The sequence below is a fragment of the Anaerotignum faecicola genome, from assembly GCA_024460105.1.
Taxonomy (GTDB): domain Bacteria; phylum Bacillota; class Clostridia; order Lachnospirales; family Anaerotignaceae; genus JANFXS01.
The window spans coordinates 64609-82187 of the sequence record JANFXS010000005.1; the positions used below are offsets into that span (position 1 = coordinate 64609).

Annotated in this window: 15 protein-coding genes; 10 read left to right on the plus strand and 5 right to left on the minus strand. The window is 42.2% G+C overall.

All coding sequences use genetic code 11. The features are described from left to right. Nucleotides 1-46 precede the first annotated feature (46 nt). The 3 genes from NE664_09235 to NE664_09245 are packed head-to-tail and all read left to right on the plus strand — an operon-like array spanning nt 47 to nt 5159. A complete protein-coding gene (locus NE664_09235; GenBank protein ID MCQ4726827.1) occupies nt 47-523 on the plus strand; it encodes a MarR family transcriptional regulator in 477 nt (158 codons plus the stop codon). Next, nucleotides 513-2009: an efflux RND transporter periplasmic adaptor subunit gene (locus NE664_09240; protein ID MCQ4726828.1), complete on the plus strand. Its 1497-nt coding sequence runs from the start codon at nt 513-515 to the stop codon at nt 2007-2009. Before NE664_09235 ends, NE664_09240 begins: the two co-directional genes overlap by 11 nt. Before the next feature lie 3 nt (nt 2010-2012). Beyond that, nucleotides 2013-5159, plus strand: coding sequence for an efflux RND transporter permease subunit (locus NE664_09245; protein ID MCQ4726829.1), 3147 nt, complete (start codon nt 2013-2015; stop codon nt 5157-5159). A 390-nt stretch (nt 5160-5549) separates the two neighbouring features. On the opposite strand, the gene NE664_09250 is transcribed toward NE664_09245, so the two are convergent. Beyond that, nucleotides 5550-5747 carry a hypothetical protein gene (locus NE664_09250; GenBank protein ID MCQ4726830.1) on the minus strand — a complete coding sequence of 66 codons (198 nt, stop codon included), beginning with the start codon at nt 5745-5747 and terminating at the stop codon, nt 5550-5552. A 290-nt stretch (nt 5748-6037) separates the two neighbouring features. Between NE664_09250 and glnA the strand changes: the two genes are divergently transcribed. The 3 genes from glnA to NE664_09265 are packed head-to-tail and all read left to right on the plus strand — an operon-like array spanning nt 6038 to nt 8354. Continuing rightward, nucleotides 6038-7333: a type I glutamate--ammonia ligase gene (glnA, locus tag NE664_09255; GenBank protein ID MCQ4726831.1), complete on the plus strand. Its 1296-nt coding sequence runs from the start codon at nt 6038-6040 to the stop codon at nt 7331-7333. 30 nt (nt 7334-7363) lie between these two features. Next, nucleotides 7364-7933 (plus strand): ANTAR domain-containing protein, encoded by a 570-nt coding sequence (locus tag NE664_09260; GenBank protein ID MCQ4726832.1) that lies wholly within the window; start codon nt 7364-7366, stop codon nt 7931-7933. 40 nt (nt 7934-7973) lie between these two features. Beyond that, the gene (locus tag NE664_09265) at nt 7974-8354 is read left to right on the plus strand and encodes a P-II family nitrogen regulator (GenBank protein MCQ4726833.1); all 381 of its coding nucleotides are present in this window, start codon (nt 7974-7976) and stop codon (nt 8352-8354) included. Between the two features lie 516 nt (nt 8355-8870). Here NE664_09265 and NE664_09270 read toward each other — a convergent pair. Further along, the gene (locus NE664_09270) at nt 8871-10013 is read right to left on the minus strand and encodes a Glu/Leu/Phe/Val dehydrogenase (GenBank protein ID MCQ4726834.1); all 1143 of its coding nucleotides are present in this window, start codon (nt 10011-10013) and stop codon (nt 8871-8873) included. A 185-nt stretch (nt 10014-10198) separates the two neighbouring features. Next, entirely contained in the window at nt 10199-11020 is an 822-nt protein-coding gene (locus NE664_09275; GenBank protein ID MCQ4726835.1) for an IclR family transcriptional regulator, read from the minus strand. A gap of 288 nt (nt 11021-11308) precedes the next feature. Between NE664_09275 and NE664_09280 the strand changes: the two genes are divergently transcribed. From NE664_09280 to NE664_09295, 4 genes are all read left to right on the plus strand, one after another. Continuing rightward, complete coding sequence (locus tag NE664_09280; protein MCQ4726836.1) at nt 11309-12148, plus strand: polysaccharide deacetylase; 840 nt, start codon at nt 11309-11311, stop codon at nt 12146-12148. A 28-nt stretch (nt 12149-12176) separates the two neighbouring features. Continuing rightward, entirely contained in the window at nt 12177-12839 is a 663-nt protein-coding gene (locus tag NE664_09285; GenBank protein MCQ4726837.1) for a flavodoxin family protein, read from the plus strand. A 199-nt stretch (nt 12840-13038) separates the two neighbouring features. Continuing rightward, a complete protein-coding gene (locus tag NE664_09290; protein MCQ4726838.1) occupies nt 13039-14454 on the plus strand; it encodes a sodium:alanine symporter family protein in 1416 nt (471 codons plus the stop codon). 124 nt (nt 14455-14578) lie between these two features. After that, nucleotides 14579-15736: a M20/M25/M40 family metallo-hydrolase gene (locus tag NE664_09295; GenBank protein MCQ4726839.1), complete on the plus strand. Its 1158-nt coding sequence runs from the start codon at nt 14579-14581 to the stop codon at nt 15734-15736. Between the two features lie 397 nt (nt 15737-16133). Here the strand turns inward: NE664_09295 and rsmA are convergent, their stop codons facing one another. Next, nucleotides 16134-17009 carry a 16S rRNA (adenine(1518)-N(6)/adenine(1519)-N(6))-dimethyltransferase RsmA gene (gene rsmA, locus NE664_09300; GenBank protein MCQ4726840.1) on the minus strand — a complete coding sequence of 292 codons (876 nt, stop codon included), beginning with the start codon at nt 17007-17009 and terminating at the stop codon, nt 16134-16136. Nucleotides 17010-17015: 6 nt separating this feature from the next. Beyond that, nucleotides 17016-17519: a small multi-drug export protein gene (locus NE664_09305; GenBank protein ID MCQ4726841.1), complete on the minus strand. Its 504-nt coding sequence runs from the start codon at nt 17517-17519 to the stop codon at nt 17016-17018. Nucleotides 17520-17579 lie beyond the last annotated feature (60 nt).

The following is a 17579-nucleotide window of genomic DNA, read 5'->3' on the forward strand; positions in this document are numbered from 1 at the left end:
AAAATCATTTCTTGCCTATTAACAGTCTGACGGAAAGGAGAGTGTTATGCCTGTGGATGAAAGCCGCAATTTGGCGGATAAGCTTTTTTTTATCAGCGACGCTATACTGCGTTGGAATTCAAAAAATATGGCCGGCTGCTATAATGTTAACGGCAAAAGGCCGGATTCCCTTACAAAAACGCAAAGGCTTTTTATAACGATAATATCGGCTTTGGAAAACGCCACTGTTTCCGATATTGAGGAAATAACGGGAATTTCAAAAAGCAGCATATCCATCACGGTTTCGAGGATGGTGGAAGAAGGGCTTTTGGTACGCTATAAGGGAAACGACGGCAGGAAAGTTTATTTGAAAACAACCGAAAAGGCTGTAACGGCGTTGAAAAGTATAAGGGAGTATATGTTTGAGAAATTTCAAAGGCATTATAATAGCCTTAACGAAAAGCAAAAGGAATATTTAAAATTATCAGTAGAAAACGGATATTTATTTATATCTGACAGGGAGGACAGTAAAAATGAATCTTAACAAAAAGCTTTTGATACCGGCCGTTATTGCCGCGCTTGCCTTTGGAGGCTGCGGTGCGAAAGACGATAAAGAGCCGGCGACTGCGGAAGTGAGCAATGCGCTTTCCGTTGAAGTTGTTACGGCTTCAGACGGCGAGGTTGAAACAAATTATGTATATTCCGGAAAAACAACCCCGGTTGAAACGGCAAATGTTTTCAGCCTTGTAAGCGGAATAGTGAAGGACGTTAATTTCGATATAGGCGACACCGTAAACGAAGGCGACGTACTTTTTACGATGGATACGGAAGCAATAGAAAACAGCCTGAGGACAGCACAGGCAGCTTATCAGGCGTCCTTGGCAAATGTGGACGTTGCGCAGACAACGCTTGACACAGTCAACGGCGCAAGCATGCAGATGCAGCTTGAAAATCTTAAAAACGCTCTGGATTCTGCAAAAATGGCATATGACACGGCTAAAACGTCATATGACAATACAAAAGCGCTTTACGATCAGGGTTTTGTATCGCAGGTTGATATGGATGCAGTGACCGACGCGCTTAAAAATGCGGAAAATTCATACAACCAAGCGCAAAGTTCCTATGATATTACAAGCGGACAGCTTATTGAAGAAAATACGGAAAAAGCACAGGCAAGCCTTAATGCGGCGCAGGCACAGGCCAACAGCGCGGCGGCGCAGATTGCAAGCGCCGAAAAATCACTTAGGGACGCGCAGGTTAAAAGCCCAATAAGCGGCGTTGTTACGGGAAATAATGTTGTCGCGGGAACAATGCTTTCAACTTCTTCAGTGCCGTTTACCATTATGGATACGTCCTCCGTTATTGTTAAAGTAAGCGTTTCCGAGCAGATTATCAACAGCCTTGAAATAGGGGCGGCTGTTGACGTTAAAATCAGCGCTGTTTCAAACAATGAAATGAAAGGGAAAATTAAGACAATAAATCCTGCCGCTAATTCCGCAGGTACATATGACGTGGAAATCGAAATACCTAATATTACTGGCGTTGTTAAAACAGGCATGTTTGCAGAGGTAAGTTTTGTTAAGGAAAAAGGATACAATGCCATAGTAGTGCCGAGGGATGCGGTTATAAATAAAAACAATGAAAACTTTGTTTTTGTTGCCGAAAACGGCGTTGCAGTTAAAAGGCCTGTTGTAATGGGAATTGACGACGGACAGACGGTTCAGGTTTTAAAAGGCGTTGAAGAAGGCGAACTTGTTATTGTAAAAGGCCAGACATACCTTGAAGAAGGAAATGAAGTTAATATTGTTGTCAAAGACGGGCAGCCCACAGAAGAAGAAGGGACTGACGAAACGGCAGCGGCGCCTGAAAACGGCAGTGAAAGCGGAGCAGGCAATACGGCGGGAACCGAAAGCGAATCAAGCGGGACATACGGGTCTTCGCAGCCTGTAAATAATGAGGAAGGCGAAGGCACAGCAGCACAGCAAGAACCTTCCGCCGGAAATGACAACGGCACGGTTAAGGGGGAATAATTGATGTTATCTAAAGCCTCAATAAAAAGGCCCGTAACGACTGTAATGATTATGCTTATTGTTATGTTGGGCGGTATTATTTCATATTTTTCCCTTAACATGGATCTTATGCCGTCTATGAACATACCGGTTGCCATTGTAAGCACAACATATGTAGGGGCGGGGCCGGAAGAAATTGAATCCCTTATTACAAAGCCTTTGGAAGAAGCGTTGGGCACTGTTACAAACGTGGACAGCATTACTTCAACATCCTCGGCAAACTCATCAATAGTTGTCGTTCAGTTTACCGACGAAACGGATATTGACCTTGCGGCTGTAGATATGCGTGAAAAGGTCGATTTGGTCAAGGGGAGCCTTCCAGAGGACGCAAGCGAGCCTATGGTTTTGAAAATGGACATAAACAGCATGACGGCTATTTATGTTGGTATTAAGAGCGGTTCGCTTGATCTTACGCAGCTTAATACGCTTGTTGAAGATACAATAAGCAAAAGGTTTGAAAAAATTGAAGGCGTTACGTCTGTTTCAAATACAGGCGGCGTTGAAAACGAGGTTCAGATTACCGTTAAGCCTGAAAAGCTTCAGGGATACGGCTTGTCTATGAACCAGATTTCACAGGTGCTTGCTTCCGAAAATATGGATCTTCCTACCGGTACGGTACAGCAGGGCACTGTGGATATGCAGATTAAGGCGAACGGAAAATTTAAAACAATCGATGAAATAAGGGATTTGCCTGTTGCCACAAGCGGCGGCGCCATTATCCACTTAAACGATGTTGCCGATGTGGAATATGTGGAAAAGGAAAGATCGTCATACGCCCTTATTGACGGAGAGCCGGCTATTATGCTTGTTATACAGAAGCAGTCGGACGCCAATATAGTAAAGCTTTCCGAAAAAGTTAACGCTGAGATTGCAAAGGTTTCGGCAGAGTATCCTCAGGTTGAATTTTCAATGCTTTCGGATACGTCGGAATATATAACGACATCCATTAACAACATTGTTTCAACTGCAATACAGGCGGCGGCGCTTGCCATTATTGTTATATTCGTATTCCTCAGGAATCCTAAGATGTCCGTTATTATAGGTATTTCAATACCTGCATCGATTATTGCGACATTCGGTGCAATGTGGCTTTTCGGCCTTTCGAAAAATACGATTTCAATGGGCGGTATAGCAATCGGTATCGGTATGCTTGTTGATAACTCCATAGTTGTTTTGGAAAATATATTCTCATATATGCGTAAGGGCCTTGATCCTAAAGAGGCGTCTGCAAGGGGCGCGGGCGAGGTTGCCATGGCGGTTACGGCATCGACTCTTACAACTGTAGGCGTTTTCATACCGTTTATATTTATTTCGGGCACAATAGGCGATATATTTAAGGACCTTTCCCTTACGATATGTTTCTCGCTTTTTGCGTCGCTTGTTATATCAATTTCGTTTATACCTATGGCATGCTCAAAAATGCTTAAACCGGAACAGTTTACCGGCGATGGCGTTGAAGGCATGAAGGTAAGAAAGAAAAAAGGCATTATCACACACTTCCTCGATTCATGGGGGCGCGGCCTTGAAAAACTTGATTCCGGTTACAGGAAGATACTTTTATGGTGCCTTGTAAACAAGAAAAAGGTTGTTGCGCTTGTAGTTGTTTCGTTTATGGCAACGCTTACGCTTGTGCCTATTATGGGCTTTGACTTCATGCCTGAAATGGATGAAGGCTCGGTTACCGTAAGCGTTTCATTGCCGAACGGCACGATACTTGATGAAACGGAAAAGGTTGTAAACCAGGTTGTAGATACTTTTAAAGATGATGAAATTATAGACACATACTATGTTATGGTCGGCGGCGGCGGTATTTCCGCATCGGGCAGCTCCACAAGCAGCGGTTCCGTTATGTTAAGCCTTGTTGATAAGGAAGAAAGGGATCTTTCCTCAAGCGACTATGCAAATCAGCTTGAAACAAAGCTTAAAAATATACCGGGATGTGAAATCAATGTTTCCGCAAGCAGTTCCGCAATGGGCAGTTACGGCGGCAGCGGCATAACCATAAGGGTTACGGGCGATGAAAGCGACGTTCTCAGGGAAATTGCATATACAATGCAGGATATGCTCGAAGGAATTGAAGGCGTTACGGAAGTTGACAGTTCTGCAGAAGATACGCTGCCTGAGGTTAACATAATTGTTAACAGGGAAAAGGCATCCGGATACGGCCTTACGGCAGGCCAGGTTGCAAGCGCCGTAAGCGGTGCGATTAACGGCAGTGTTGCAACGGAGTTTAAGGTTGATGATACTGAGGTTGACATACGCCTTAAACAAAGCGATGAAAGCGTTAAATATATGCAGGATATATCGAATATTACAATAACGACGCCTTCCGGACTTGTGCTTCCTATTACGGAGGTTGCCGATATTGTAACGGGAGAATCGGCCGTTACTGTTACAAGGGCCGACAACCACAAGTATATAGACGTTACTATTTCAACTTACGGAAGGGATCTCGGTTCAATCCAGAAGGATATTGAAGCAAGGCTTTCAAGCTATATACTTCCAAACGGTTATGCCTATGAATTTACAGGAACCCTTGAAAGCATGAACGAATCGTTTACGCAGCTTGGAACAGTGCTTATAGTTGCCGTACTTCTTGTATATATGATTATGGCAAGCCAGTTTGAAAGTTTTATATATCCTTTTATAGTTATGTTCTCGATGCCGCTTGCCATAACGGGAGGCATATTCGGGCTCTTTATAACAGGAAAGTCGATTACGACGGTTTCTTTCATGGGATTTATAATGCTTGTCGGAATGGTTGTTAACAATGCTATCGTACTTGTAGACGCGGCAAACCAGAATGTTGCAAACGGAATGAGTTCCTATGAAGCTATATGCGAAGCAGGCCCTGACCGTTTGAGGCCTATACTTATGACAACGCTCACAACTGTACTCGGCATGATACCTTTGGGGCTTGGAATCGGTGAAGGTACTGAAATGCAGCAGCCTATGGCTATTGTAATTATATTCGGCCTCTCGCTTTCAACGGTTATAACTCTTATATTCATACCTGTGCTTTATATGCTTGTTGACAAACTTCGCTACAGGAATATTAAGAGCAAGGCCAAAAAGAAATTCGGTAAAAAAGATGAAACTGTAAACGGCTGATATATCAAATGGCATAAGCGCGTTTGAGCGTATCGGATTTGACAACAGGCCTAAGCATATTGAAACAGTTTTACCTAATTATGGTTGTTAAAAGCCGTATGGTTGATGTAAGACTTTTCATCAGCAGGCCGCAAAAGAAATTTTGCGGCCTGCTTTTTATATGTGCGGGAAATGCACGAATTTCAGGCGTAATTAATAATACAGTGTATGCGGACGTTTTGAAGGGGCAAAAATTCTGTTTTGGAGCGGGTATATTGGCGGTAAATATCGAAATTTTTTGTACATAAAGAAATATGGTTATGGTATTCAAATAGAATTTCATATATTTACAGCGTCTTGATGCGTGAATATTTATAAGGCGAATAGCTTCGGTTTACAAGGGCGCACGCGTCACGCAAGGAAAGTTTTCCGCGTTTTCGTACTGCATTGCATACTCTTGCCGTAGGATCCGCTGTGTCGGCGCATATGAGCCTTGAACTGCAAAAATTTTTTATTGTGGGGCATGAGAGTTTTAACTGACGTCGGCGGCATAAGAGCTTTGTTAAAGTCGCTTGCCGAAGGATTCGCGCACCTGTACGTCTTTGCCATGCTCTTACTCCGCTGACGTCAGTTAAAACCATGTGTGCTCTTGTGAACTGAAGCTATATAACGACTTTGGTACAGGCATACTTTTGCAGTGGCTTTGGTTTAGGAGGATAGATGCGGGGAGGAATACGTTGCTTAATAGATTTTAGGACAAAATATATTCGGACCGTATGGACGGTTATTATAATATTGACATATGACGTTTTGGCGGATATAATTTTCTTATGTTAATTCAGGGCGTCCGAACTTTTTGGTTGCGGAGCCCTTTTTGCTTTTTTGCGGGAGGGAGTAAAATGGTATATACAAAAGATGATATATTAAATATGGTTGCGGAAAACGACGTTAAGTTTATCAGACTGCAATTTACGGATATACTCGGAGTTTTTAAAAATGTAGCTATAACTGTAAGCCAGCTGGAAAAGGCGCTGAATAATCAATGCATGATAGACGGTTCGTCAATAAGCGGTTTTTTGGGCATTGAAGAAAGCGACATGTATTTAAAGCCGGATCTCGACACATTTGTTATATTCCCATGGAGACCGCAGCACGGAAAAGTTGCAAGGTTTATATGCGACGTTTATACAAGCGACGGGAAGTTTTTTGAAGGGTCCCCGCGGTATGCCCTTAAAAAGGCCGTTAAAAGGGCGGAAGAAATGGGATATACTTTTAACGTCGGGCCTGAATGTGAGTTTTTTCTTTTTCAGACGGACAATAACGGGAATCCAACGACTATCCCGCACGACAACGGCACATATTTTGATTTGGGCCCTGCCGATATGGGAGAAAATGCAAGACGTGAAATTTGCCTTACGCTTGAAGATATGGGATTTGAAATAGAAACAAGCCATCATGAGAAAGCCCCGGGGCAGCATGAAGTTGACTTCAAATACGGCGAAGCTCTGAGGTCTGCCGACAACATAATGACATTAAAGCTTGTTGTAAAAACAGTGGCGCAGCGCAACGGGCTTTTTGCGTCTTTTATGCCGAAGCCTTTAAATGGCGTTAACGGTTCGGGCATGCATACGAATTTTTCGCTTTTTAAAAACGGTGCGAACGCGTTTTATGATCCGGCAGACAAAAACGGGTTGAGCCTAAGCAAAGACGCATATATGTTTATGACCGGTGTGATTAAGCATGCAAGGGGAATGGCGGTTGTTACAAACCCAGTGGTAAATTCATATAAACGGTTGATTTCCGGATTTGGCTTGCCGTATTCGTCCGTATTGGACGCGGCTAAAGGCAACGGCATTATAAGGATTCCTAAAAGCATGCCGGACAATACGAGGATAGAGTTGAAATTTCCCGACGCCGCATGCAATCCGTACTTGGAATTTGCCGCAATACTTTCGGCGGGCCTTGACGGGATTGAAAAAAGTATGGAACTTGCCGAAAGTTTAAACGGCGGAATATATGAAATGCCCGGAAATTTAGGAGAAGCTATCGCCGAATTTAAGAAAGACAATATAATTCAAAGAGCTTTGGGAAGCCATATTGCCGCAAAATATACGGAAACAAAACAGCGGGAGTGGGAGGAATATCAAAGAGCCGTTACGGACTGGGAAGTTAAAAAGTATCTGAATGTGTACTGAATTGTTTGATTTATTCTGGGGTTGATACAGATGGAAAATATAATTGTCGGCTTTTCAGAATGGAATAACGGCATTGCCGTGAAAGATATGCTTGTCAAAAGCGGGTTTGTTGAAACAGAGATATGTACTTCCGGCGATGAAATTTTAAGGGCTGCAAACCGTGTGGCGGGAGGAATTGTAGTATGCGGATATAAAACGGGCGGCATGGTATATACAGAAATATATGAACTTCTGCCCGACGGTTTCGGCATGCTTGTGCTGCTTTCCGGCAGTCAGGCCGGTCTTATAGACAGCCAAGATGTGTTCAGTCTTGTGCTTCCCGTCAATAAAGCGGATTTACTGCATACAATTAATATGATACTTGAAATCGGAAGGAAACACGAGCTGTCGGCTAAGGCTCCGGGCCGCGGACAAGCTATACGAAAAACGGAAAAACGAGCAGACGAAAAGCTTATAATAGAAAAGGCAAAACTCCTTTTGATGAACAAATTTAACATTACAGAGGAGGCGGCACATCGGTTTATACAAAAAAGCAGTATGAATAAATGTATAAAAATGGTTGAAACGGCGGAAATAATATTGAAAGAGGAAAGGTTTTAATGGCTTTTTGCATGGTGAAGGCTGAAAGGAAACTTATTATATGAAAAAACTTGAAATTGTTATTAAAAGAGGAAAGCTGGATGAACTCAAAGACACGCTGAACGGGCTTGGGGTTACCGGTATGATGCTGACTAATATAATGGGATACGGAAACCAGAAAGGATATACGCAGATTTACAGGGGGAAGAAGTACAACGTAAATTTTATACCTAAAATTAAAGTCGAAACTGTCATAAAAGACTGCATGTATGAAGAAGTACTGGAAAAGGTGAGGGAAACTGTATATACAGGGAATATAGGCGACGGGAAAATATTTGTTTATGACGTTTTTGAGGCCGTTAGGATTAGGACAAATGAACGCGGTGAAGCGGCCATTGACGGCGACAGCGGATCGGAGTTTGATCCTGATATTATGAAATAACAGAAACGCAATGACGCGTCAGACATAGGGAAAAATAAATTAAACTATGTTGTTATATTACGCATTATAATACGGAGGTATGAAAATTAATGAAGGAATTTGCAACAGTCTGCATAGCGGGCAGAAATTTATAAAGAAAAGATTTTGATTTTTAGATATGCTGATATTTTCTATGCGGCATGACATAGGCGTTTATGAAAGCCGGATAGGATGGCGTTAAACATATTTACAAAATAACGGTGTATATCGACGTTATTTTGTACGGGTATGGAGCTTTTTAACGGCCCCGACAGTTTTTACATATAGAAAATAGTGGAACAGAGTACGGTAACGGGGCTTTTTGGACGCAAAAACTGTTGAAGTTGGCGGCATAAATACCGAATATTAAAAAATATATATTGCAAATGAGATAAAACCATATGCAATATATATTTTTTATAAATTCATTTTAACAGGCTGTGGGAAACAGCCTGTTTTATTATGCGCCGTTTTCAGACTATATGCGTTAAAAATGCTCTAGATTTCAAAAGGATCGCTTGTGCTTGGCTCAAAAATCTTATAGGCTGCTTCGCGCTGGAACATGCCTTCTTTTTCGCATGTTTCAAAGAGCTTGCGGGTGTTTCCGCGGCATACGCCTTCTATATCGTCAAGCACGGCTTGGCCGTCATGCTCGAGGTTGCCGAAAATTACGCTGTGGTATGCGCGTACAGCGCCGAGGTTTGCAACAAAGTCGACAACAACATCAACGCCTTTTTCTTTGAATATTTCATCGGCTTCTGCTGTTGTGGCGATATTAGCGCCTTCAACAACAAGGCTTGCCGTAACTTTGCCGGCGTTATCTTTGTTAATAACGTCTTCTAAAGCGGCGGGGATCAATATGTCGCAGTCGACATTGAGCCAGTCTGTATTCGGCATTGTTTTGTATGAAGGTTTAAATTTTGAACGATCCATTTCGCCGAAGTTATTTTTGTTGGCGATAAGCTCGGCAATGTCAAGGCCGTTCTGATCTTCGACAACGCCCAAAGCGTCGCTTACTCCTACGATTGTATATCCGAGTTCAACAAGTTTGTGCGCGCAGCTTGCGCCTACGCAGCCAAATCCCTGTATAAATACGCGGCCCTTTTTGCCGCCGTGTTTTATTTTCCATGCCTCGTCGGCAGACCATGCAACGCCGAACCCTGTGATACAGTTGTTTAATGTAAATCCCTGAACTTCGCTTTCGAGCATATGGTTGTATGTACGCATGTTTTCAAGTATCTGCTTATTCTGTTTCATTGTTTTTGTAAGGGGTATTTCCCTGCCATATTTAGCGTAGATTCTTCTTGTTGTAGAATATGGAACGCCAAGGTCGCCGGCAAGAGATACGCCCACGTCTATCATCGGCATCATAGCAACAATAAACCTCTCGAGAACTTCTTCTGCATCCGGAGCTTTATAATCGTATCTTATTCCGGCTTTGCATCCGCCTGAAGAATGAGGTTTGCAGGCTTCATGTTTCCACGCCATTACAGTAGCAAGACGCTGAACTTCTTCTTTTGTGACGTTTGAATGCATTCTAATACCGCCGTCGCAGTAGCCGTCAACAAGGTTGTATACACAAACCCAGCCGACTGCGTCGGTTTTGCTGTCGTTCCATTCAATCATTAAATATGGTTTCATTAAAAACGCCTCCCCTTATTTGATACAAATCAGACATCAAAATTAATTTTTATAGCCTGAATTATAGCAAAAAAAGTTACCGCGTCAATATAGTTATTCCAAAAATATTCAAGTATACGGACCGATGTTCCAATTATAGGGATAAACTGTTGAAAATGTCTGCATGGAATGAAGCGTCTTATATTTTATTTATCATTATCTTTATTTTCGTGGCAGCCTTTATATCCTAAATGCACAGAAAGCTTACAGGTTATTTCACGAAGATCGTCTTTCAGGCCGTTTTCTATTTTTCCCATAATGCGCTGTGTCGGCCCGCTTCCGCTGATAGCCGCAACTATGCGGCCTTTAAAGTCATATATCGGCATTGATATGCATGAAAGACCTTCGCAGTGTTCTTCATTGTCGATGGCGTATCCGCACTGCTTTATGTCATAAAGCTCGTTTAGCATACGGCCGGGAGTTGAAAGCGTTGTTTTTGTAAAAGATTCTATTTTGTTTTCCCGATAAAAGTCATATATTTTGTTTTCGGGAAATTCGCTTAAAAAAAGCTTTCCGGCTCCGGTGGCGTAAAGCGGCCTCCGTTCGCCGATATTTCCGGTGGATTTAAGCTGGATGTTCGGTTCAACAATGTTTATAACTATGTATTCGGTTTTATCGAGCACGCCGATACTGAAAGTTTCCGAATATTTCTGGCACAGCGTATTTAATGCCGGAAGATATTCGTTTGCCGAAAGGCTGTACTGTTTCGGAACGGAGTTGCCTATGTCGTAAAGCGCCCAGCTTAACTTGTAACGGTTGCCGGAAAATGTCTTTTTTACGTAGTCATAGGCGTATAGCGTATCCAATATACGGTGTACGCTGCTTTTTTTCATATCGAGGGCTTGACATATTTCGTTAAGGCTCAACCCTTCGGGATTTGTATTCTCTTTAAAATAGTTTATAACGTCCAAAGCTTTTTCCAAAGTTAAAACAGGATATTTCGGTTTATATGATTGCTGTTGTTCCATGTATTTTATGCGCTTTACAGCGCGCGCCTCCTTTCAAAGTTGCGTTCCGAATTTTTGTATAGGTAAATTATACTGTATAATTGGCGAAAAATCAAATGTATACAGTATAATTTTAAACAAATTCCAAATAGTGAAACATATGTGCCAAAAAAATTAACAAAATTTACAGATATATTGACACAGCTAAAGGTAATTTGTATATTCTAAACATATGAACATTATATGGAACGATAGTTTATATAATGGGATAAAATTAATTTATTTTATTTTAAAGGGAGAGTGCTTGATATGAAGAAAATGCCGGTATTATTAACATTTGATGTTGACGCGGAGATGATTTGGAGGAACAGGGATCCTGAAAACGCCAACAGGCCCGTTACATTATCTCTTGGACAGTATGGGGCAAACAGAGGGCTGCCGAGAATTTTAAAAATGCTTAAAAAATATGATATCCCGGCTACTTTCTTTGTTCCGGGCAAGACTGCCGAGGATTTCCCGCATGTTCTTACAAATATTATGGAAGCGGGATGCCATGAAATAGGACAGCACAGCTACAGCCATAAATTCCCTGATATGTTTCCGTCAGGCGAAGCGGAAGCGGCGGATTACAAGAGAGCGGCCGACATTATCGAACCGGCAATCGGCAAAAAGCTTGTCGGATACCGTTCGCCGGCATGGGAGTTTAGCAGGAATACATTGGGCATACTTAAAGATATGGGGATACAGTATTCAAGCAATATGATGGGCACAGACTGCATGGATTACCTTGAAGTTTTCGGTGAGAAGAGCGATATTGTTGAACTGCCCGTTCATTGGATACTCGACGACGCCGCTTTTTGGCTTTACAGCGTAAGGCTTCAGGGAAAATGCATGCAGCCGCTTGAATCGGTTGAAAAATGCTGGAAGGAAGAGTTTGACGGCCTTTATGAAGAGTTTATGGAAGAAGAAGAAAACGGCATAGATTCGGATATTACATATGTTATGACGTGCCATCCGCAGATTATCGGCCGTCCTTCAAGGATGAATGTGCTTGAAAACCTTGTTAAACACATATTTACACATCCTAATATTGAATTTGTTACCGCTTCCAAAGCAGTTGAGGATTTCAAAAAAAGGCACAATAAATAAAACATAATTTTTTTAAGGAGGATTGCAAATGGGGGAGAATAAAAAGATTTTAGGCGTGTCGGCCAGCCCGCGAAAAGGCGCGAACACAGACATTATGCTTAAAGCGGCTCTTGAGGCGGCGGAAACTGTAGGCGGAATTGAAACGGAAATAGTATATTTAAGGGATTATGACATACATAACTGCCGCGGATGTTTCGCATGCTGCCGCGAGCCCGGAAAAAAAGACAACGGAGAACACGCATGCGCAGTATATCGGGACGGTATGGAGGAAATTTATCCGAAACTGCTTGAATGCGACGGCCTTATACTTGCGTCGCCTGTGTATTTCGGAAGCATTACGGCACAAATGAAACAGTTTATGGATCGTACGGAAGGGCTTTTGCGTTACGGCACGAGCAAATATCAATATGCTCTTCAAAACAAAGTGGGCGGGTGCCTTACCGTAGGAGGCAACAGAAATGCAGGGCAGGAGTTTACCCTCCTTGCAATGCAGTATTTCTTCCAGGTTCACGATATGATAGTTGTAGGAAGCGGCGGCGAGCCTACTCCGGGCTGCTATCTGGGCGGAGGATGCACTACATATCCTCAAAAAGGGGATATTGCCGACGCCGTGCTTAAAGATGAAATCGGTTTAAAGAGCACGAGAAATCTTGGCTTGAGGGTAGCCAACACAATTAAAATGTTCAGATAAACCGTGTAATTTTTAATGGCGTAGAATCTAAAATTCATAACCTATATAACATGCGCGGCGTTTAAGGGTACGCCGCGTGGACGAAATACTACTTATTATATATGCCATTTAATTTATAATACGACAACGGGGAATTACATACGGAAGTAACACTTATAACTTGATGTTGCAGTGTGTTGAATTTACGAGGAGTGGTAATGTGGTTGACGCATTAAATAATTTTTTTGGTACGATAAGCGGTTTTTTATGGGGAAATATTTATATGATCGTTCTTTTGGGAACGGGTATTTATTTTTCGGTTAGACTGGGGTTCCCCCAGGTAAGAAGGTTCGGCGACAGCGTAAGGCTTACCTTTGCGGGCTTCAAGCAAAAAGGGGCGGCCGGCAAAGACGGTATGAGCGCTTGGCAGTCTTTTGCTACGGCTATAGCCGGGCAGGTTGGAACGGGAAACATAGCCGGTCCGGCAACGGCAATTATGGCCGGCGGGCCGGGAGCAATATTTTGGATGTGGGTGAGCGCGTTTTTTGGAATGAGTACAATTTTCTCAGAGGCAGTTGCGGCGCAGAAATATAAAGTTGTATTGAAGGACGGCACGGTAAACGGGGGTCCTGCATATTATATTACGGCGGCGTTTAAGGGAACGGCGGGAAAAGTACTTGCAAACGCTTTCTCGATTTTCCTTATTATTGGTTTCGGTATTGCGGCCGCGCTTATCCAAGGAAATACAATCAGCGAGGCTTTTGCAAATTCTTTCGGGATAGATCCTATTATAATCGGCGTTGTTCTCGCAGCGCTTACGCTCATTATTGTTTTGGGCGGCGTTAAAAGGATAGTGGGAGTAATAACCGCTTGTGTTCCTTTTATGGCTATTTTATATATATTAGCCGGGCTTATCGTTATATTTATGAACGCAGAACAGATTTTGCCGGCCTTTAAAATGATCTTTATAGGGGCTTTTAAACCTCAGGCTGTGGCGGGCGGCATGTTCGGTATTGGGATTAAGGAAGCAATGCGTTTCGGTATTGCAAGAGGTCTTATGTCAAATGAAGCGGGCACCGGTTCAACTCCTCATGCACATGCCGTGGCAAAGGTTAAACATCCATGCGATCAGGGGCTTGTTGCTTTTATGAGCGTGTTTATTGATACGTTTATCATACTTAACATCACAGTATTTATCATACTTACAAGCGGGACATATACGTCGGGACAGGACGGAATTGTGCTTACACAGCTGGCGTTTGATAATGCTTTTGGTTCAGTCGGAGGTATTATTATATCGATTTGTATATTCTTCTTCTCGTTTTCAACAATTTTGGCGGCATATTTCTATGGCGAGTCAAATGTGCTGAAACTGTTCGGAAGAAAGGCTATGCCAGTATACACGGCTTTAATTGCGGCTTTCGTAGTTATAGGTTCCGGGTTTACAGTAAGCCTTGTTTGGAGTATATGCGACGTATTCAATGGTTTTATGGTGTTTATCAATATAATCGGATTATGGGGCATCAGCAATGTTATTGTAAAGCTTTGGAAGGAATATGAGAGAGATCCGAATGTTGAAACTACGTTAAAGGATATTAAGGGCGAAAAGACAAGCGGAAGTTCAAAAAGCATGTAATTGATAATTTATGGTGCAGGGAGTTACATTTAACGCCTTGCACCATTATAATATTTAAAAATACAGTTAAATAATGGCTTGTTTAATATGCGGCCGATAAAAAATGAAGGAGGTTGTGTTATTTATGGCTGTCGTTGATGAGATTGTAAAATATGCTGAAGGCAGGAAAGATGAATTTTTGGAAATACTTAAAAATGTCGTTAACTATGAATCCCATATTTACGGGGAAAGATCGGTTAAAGACAAATGCGGGCTTTATATCGAAGGGCTGTTTAAAGGCCTTGGCTTTGAAACGTGGCATGAAGACGCAAAAGAAGCGGGCACGCATATTTGCGGGCGTTTAGGAAATGGAAACAAGAAAATATTCCTTTTAGGGCATTATGATACGGTTTTTAAAACAGGCACAACTTTGGAAAGGCCGTTTAGCATTGAAAACGATAAAGCATATGGCCCGGGTATTTTCGATATGAAAGGCGGCATCGTTGTATTTTATATGGCTGTTAAGTCTTTAATTGAATTAAAACAGTTCCCTGATGATGTGGAAATAACGTTCTTTTTCAGCTGCGACGAGGAAGGCGGAAGTCTTACTTCAAGAGGGTTGATTGAAAAAATGGCGGAGGAAGCCGATGTATGTCTTTGCTCCGAGCCGGGGCATAAGGGAGAAGGCTATATAACAATAGGGCGATACGGCAGGGACGTTGTAAAAGTTTTTGCAAGAGGCGTTGCCGCGCATGCAGGCAATAATCCGCAGTGCAACCCGCTTATTGAAATATCGCGCCAAGCCGAATACATAGATAAAAATTGCAGAGACGGCGACAGCCTCTATGCCTCCGTCGTAAGCATGCACGGCGGCGATACGGGAGCAACTGCAATGACGCCGGAAGAAGCGTATTTGATTGCAGATATACGGTACAAGGATGATGAACACGGAAAAATTGCCGCGGAAGTTATAAAAAATATAAAGCCTGCAATTAAAGATATGCAGATTGAGGTAAGCGGCGGAGTTGAAAAACCCGCACTAAGGCAGAATGAAAAATCTGAATTTGCATGCAGGCGTACTAAGGAAATTATCGAAGAAATGGGATATGAATATAAGCCTACTGTTTTAGGCGGAGGAAGCGACGGCAATTTTACAAGCAGTATCGGCTGCCCTACCATAGACGGCCTGGGGCTTAACGGGCAATATCTCCATAACCCGCGCGAATATGTGGATATACCGACTATACCGCAAAGGGTAGCCCTCTCGGCGGAACTTATCAGAACGGTATTAAATAACAGATGAAACGGCGGGGAGTATATTTCAATCTGCATATGCCTTTCTAAAAGGGAAATGCGCATTAAAAAAACATTTTAAACAAAAAATAACAAAGGCATACCGAAACGGCAGTTAAGTTAGGCATGTCTTTGTTATTTTGCGTAAAGATAAATCTTATATGTGCCTTGCGTTAGCCTGAAGGGAATTACGATATTGTGACGGGCGTTATTGCGCCTGCTGTGGAAAACGTTATGCCAAATATATTTTTGTTTGACCGTTTATATATAGTCGAAGGGCAGAATTTTTATCTGAGAATTATTCGGAACAGAACGTATACCGGGAAGTAAAATATCCGAAAACGCTGTATTCGTCTTTTCTGACATTGAATAATCCATTATTTTCACCGGAAGCTTTATATGCTGGATTATCCGTATATTTTTTTATACAGTATATCCGAAAGCCGTGCGAAATCCTCCGTACTAAGCGCTTCGCCGCGCACTTTCGCGCTTAACCCCGCGGCTTCAACCGCATTTTGTATTTCGTTTTTGCTTATGCCGAAATTTCCTGTGTTGTAAAGGGTATTTATCAGGGTTTTGCGCCTTTGGCCGAAAGCGCATTTTACAACCCTGAAAAAGAATGTTTCGTCAATAGTTTGCGGCCTGTTTTTTTCGGAAATATTAAGGGTTATAACGGCGCTGTCCACGTTGGGGCGTGGCATAAAACAGTTGGGCGGCACTATAAAATCTATTTTAGCGTCGGAATAAAATTTAACGGCCACTGTTAAAGCCCCGTAATCTTTTGTGCCGGCTTCGGCCTGCATCCTTTCGGCTACTTCTTTTTGAACCATAACGGTTATTGATTTTGCGTTTACGTTTTTTTCTAGTATTTCCATAATTATAGGCGTTGTTATATAATAAGGAAGGTTTGCTACAACTTTAATAGGCATGCCGCCGTTTTTTTCGCATACTAAGGCATTTATGTCAAGTTTAAGTATGTCTTTGTTTATTATTTCAACGTTTTCATACCCGCCCACGGTTTCTTCAAGTATCGGTATCAGGTTCCTGTCGATTTCAACGGCGGCGACCTTTTTTGCGTTTTCGGCCAAAGCCTGCGTAAGACTGCCTATGCCGGGGCCTATCTCCAATATAAAGTCGTCCTTATCTATATCGGCGGCTTTTATAATGTTGTCGATTATGTTTGAATCGACAAGGAAATTCTGTCCGAAATTTTTCTTAAACGAAAATTTGTTTTTTTCAATTATTTCTTTAGTTTTTAATGGCGTTGATATCCGTTCGTTCATCAATTATCACCCAATCCCTATAGCTTTTAAAAGGCCGAATGAAAAAATAGAAACTATTATGCCGGCCGTGAAAACTCCCAGCGCTATTACAAGGAATGATTTTTTCCTGTTCATATTCAGAAGTACGGCAAGCAGAGCGCCTGTCCATCCTCCCGTGCCGGGAAGAGGTATGGCGACAAACAGGAAAAGGCCGAGATAGCCGTATTTTTCTATTTGGTCGCTTTTGGAAAGGGCTTTTTTTTCTATTTTTTCAACTATGGAGTGCATAGGCGTCTTTTTAAGAAGCCTGAAAATTGCCGTAATAAGTATCAATATAAACGGGATCGGAAGGATATTTCCGATATATGAAATAGCGAAAGCGGGAAGCAGATCGATACCCATTGCGTAAGCCGCTATTATGCCTCCGCGCAGTTCAAGTATCGGAAAAAGCGAAATGACAAATACAATCAGTTCTTTTGAAATTAAACCTCCTAAGTGTTCTATAAAAAATTGCACAAGGTTTTCAGCCATATATTAGTTCCTTTCTTATTGAATATAATACGTTTAATTATAGTTTGTTTTATGTATGTT

What these genes read in the sequence shown, in the direction of transcription:
- NE664_09235 (MCQ4726827.1), top strand. Translation starts at nt 47, where the DNA reads ATGCCTGTGGATGAAAGCCGCAATTTGGCGGATAAGCTTTTTTTTATC.
- NE664_09240 (MCQ4726828.1), top strand. Translation starts at nt 513, where the DNA reads ATGAATCTTAACAAAAAGCTTTTGATACCGGCCGTTATTGCCGCGCTT.
- NE664_09245 (MCQ4726829.1), top strand. Translation starts at nt 2,013, where the DNA reads ATGTTATCTAAAGCCTCAATAAAAAGGCCCGTAACGACTGTAATGATT.
- NE664_09250 (MCQ4726830.1), bottom strand. Translation starts at nt 5,747, where the DNA reads ATGGCAAAGACGTACAGGTGCGCGAATCCTTCGGCAAGCGACTTTAAC.
- glnA (MCQ4726831.1), top strand. Translation starts at nt 6,038, where the DNA reads ATGGTATATACAAAAGATGATATATTAAATATGGTTGCGGAAAACGAC.
- NE664_09260 (MCQ4726832.1), top strand. Translation starts at nt 7,364, where the DNA reads ATGGAAAATATAATTGTCGGCTTTTCAGAATGGAATAACGGCATTGCC.
- NE664_09265 (MCQ4726833.1), top strand. Translation starts at nt 7,974, where the DNA reads ATGAAAAAACTTGAAATTGTTATTAAAAGAGGAAAGCTGGATGAACTC.
- NE664_09270 (MCQ4726834.1), bottom strand. Translation starts at nt 10,013, where the DNA reads ATGAAACCATATTTAATGATTGAATGGAACGACAGCAAAACCGACGCA.
- NE664_09275 (MCQ4726835.1), bottom strand. Translation starts at nt 11,020, where the DNA reads ATGGAACAACAGCAATCATATAAACCGAAATATCCTGTTTTAACTTTG.
- NE664_09280 (MCQ4726836.1), top strand. Translation starts at nt 11,309, where the DNA reads ATGAAGAAAATGCCGGTATTATTAACATTTGATGTTGACGCGGAGATG.
- NE664_09285 (MCQ4726837.1), top strand. Translation starts at nt 12,177, where the DNA reads ATGGGGGAGAATAAAAAGATTTTAGGCGTGTCGGCCAGCCCGCGAAAA.
- NE664_09295 (MCQ4726839.1), top strand. Translation starts at nt 14,579, where the DNA reads ATGGCTGTCGTTGATGAGATTGTAAAATATGCTGAAGGCAGGAAAGAT.
- rsmA (MCQ4726840.1), bottom strand. Translation starts at nt 17,009, where the DNA reads ATGAACGAACGGATATCAACGCCATTAAAAACTAAAGAAATAATTGAA.
- NE664_09305 (MCQ4726841.1), bottom strand. Translation starts at nt 17,519, where the DNA reads ATGGCTGAAAACCTTGTGCAATTTTTTATAGAACACTTAGGAGGTTTA.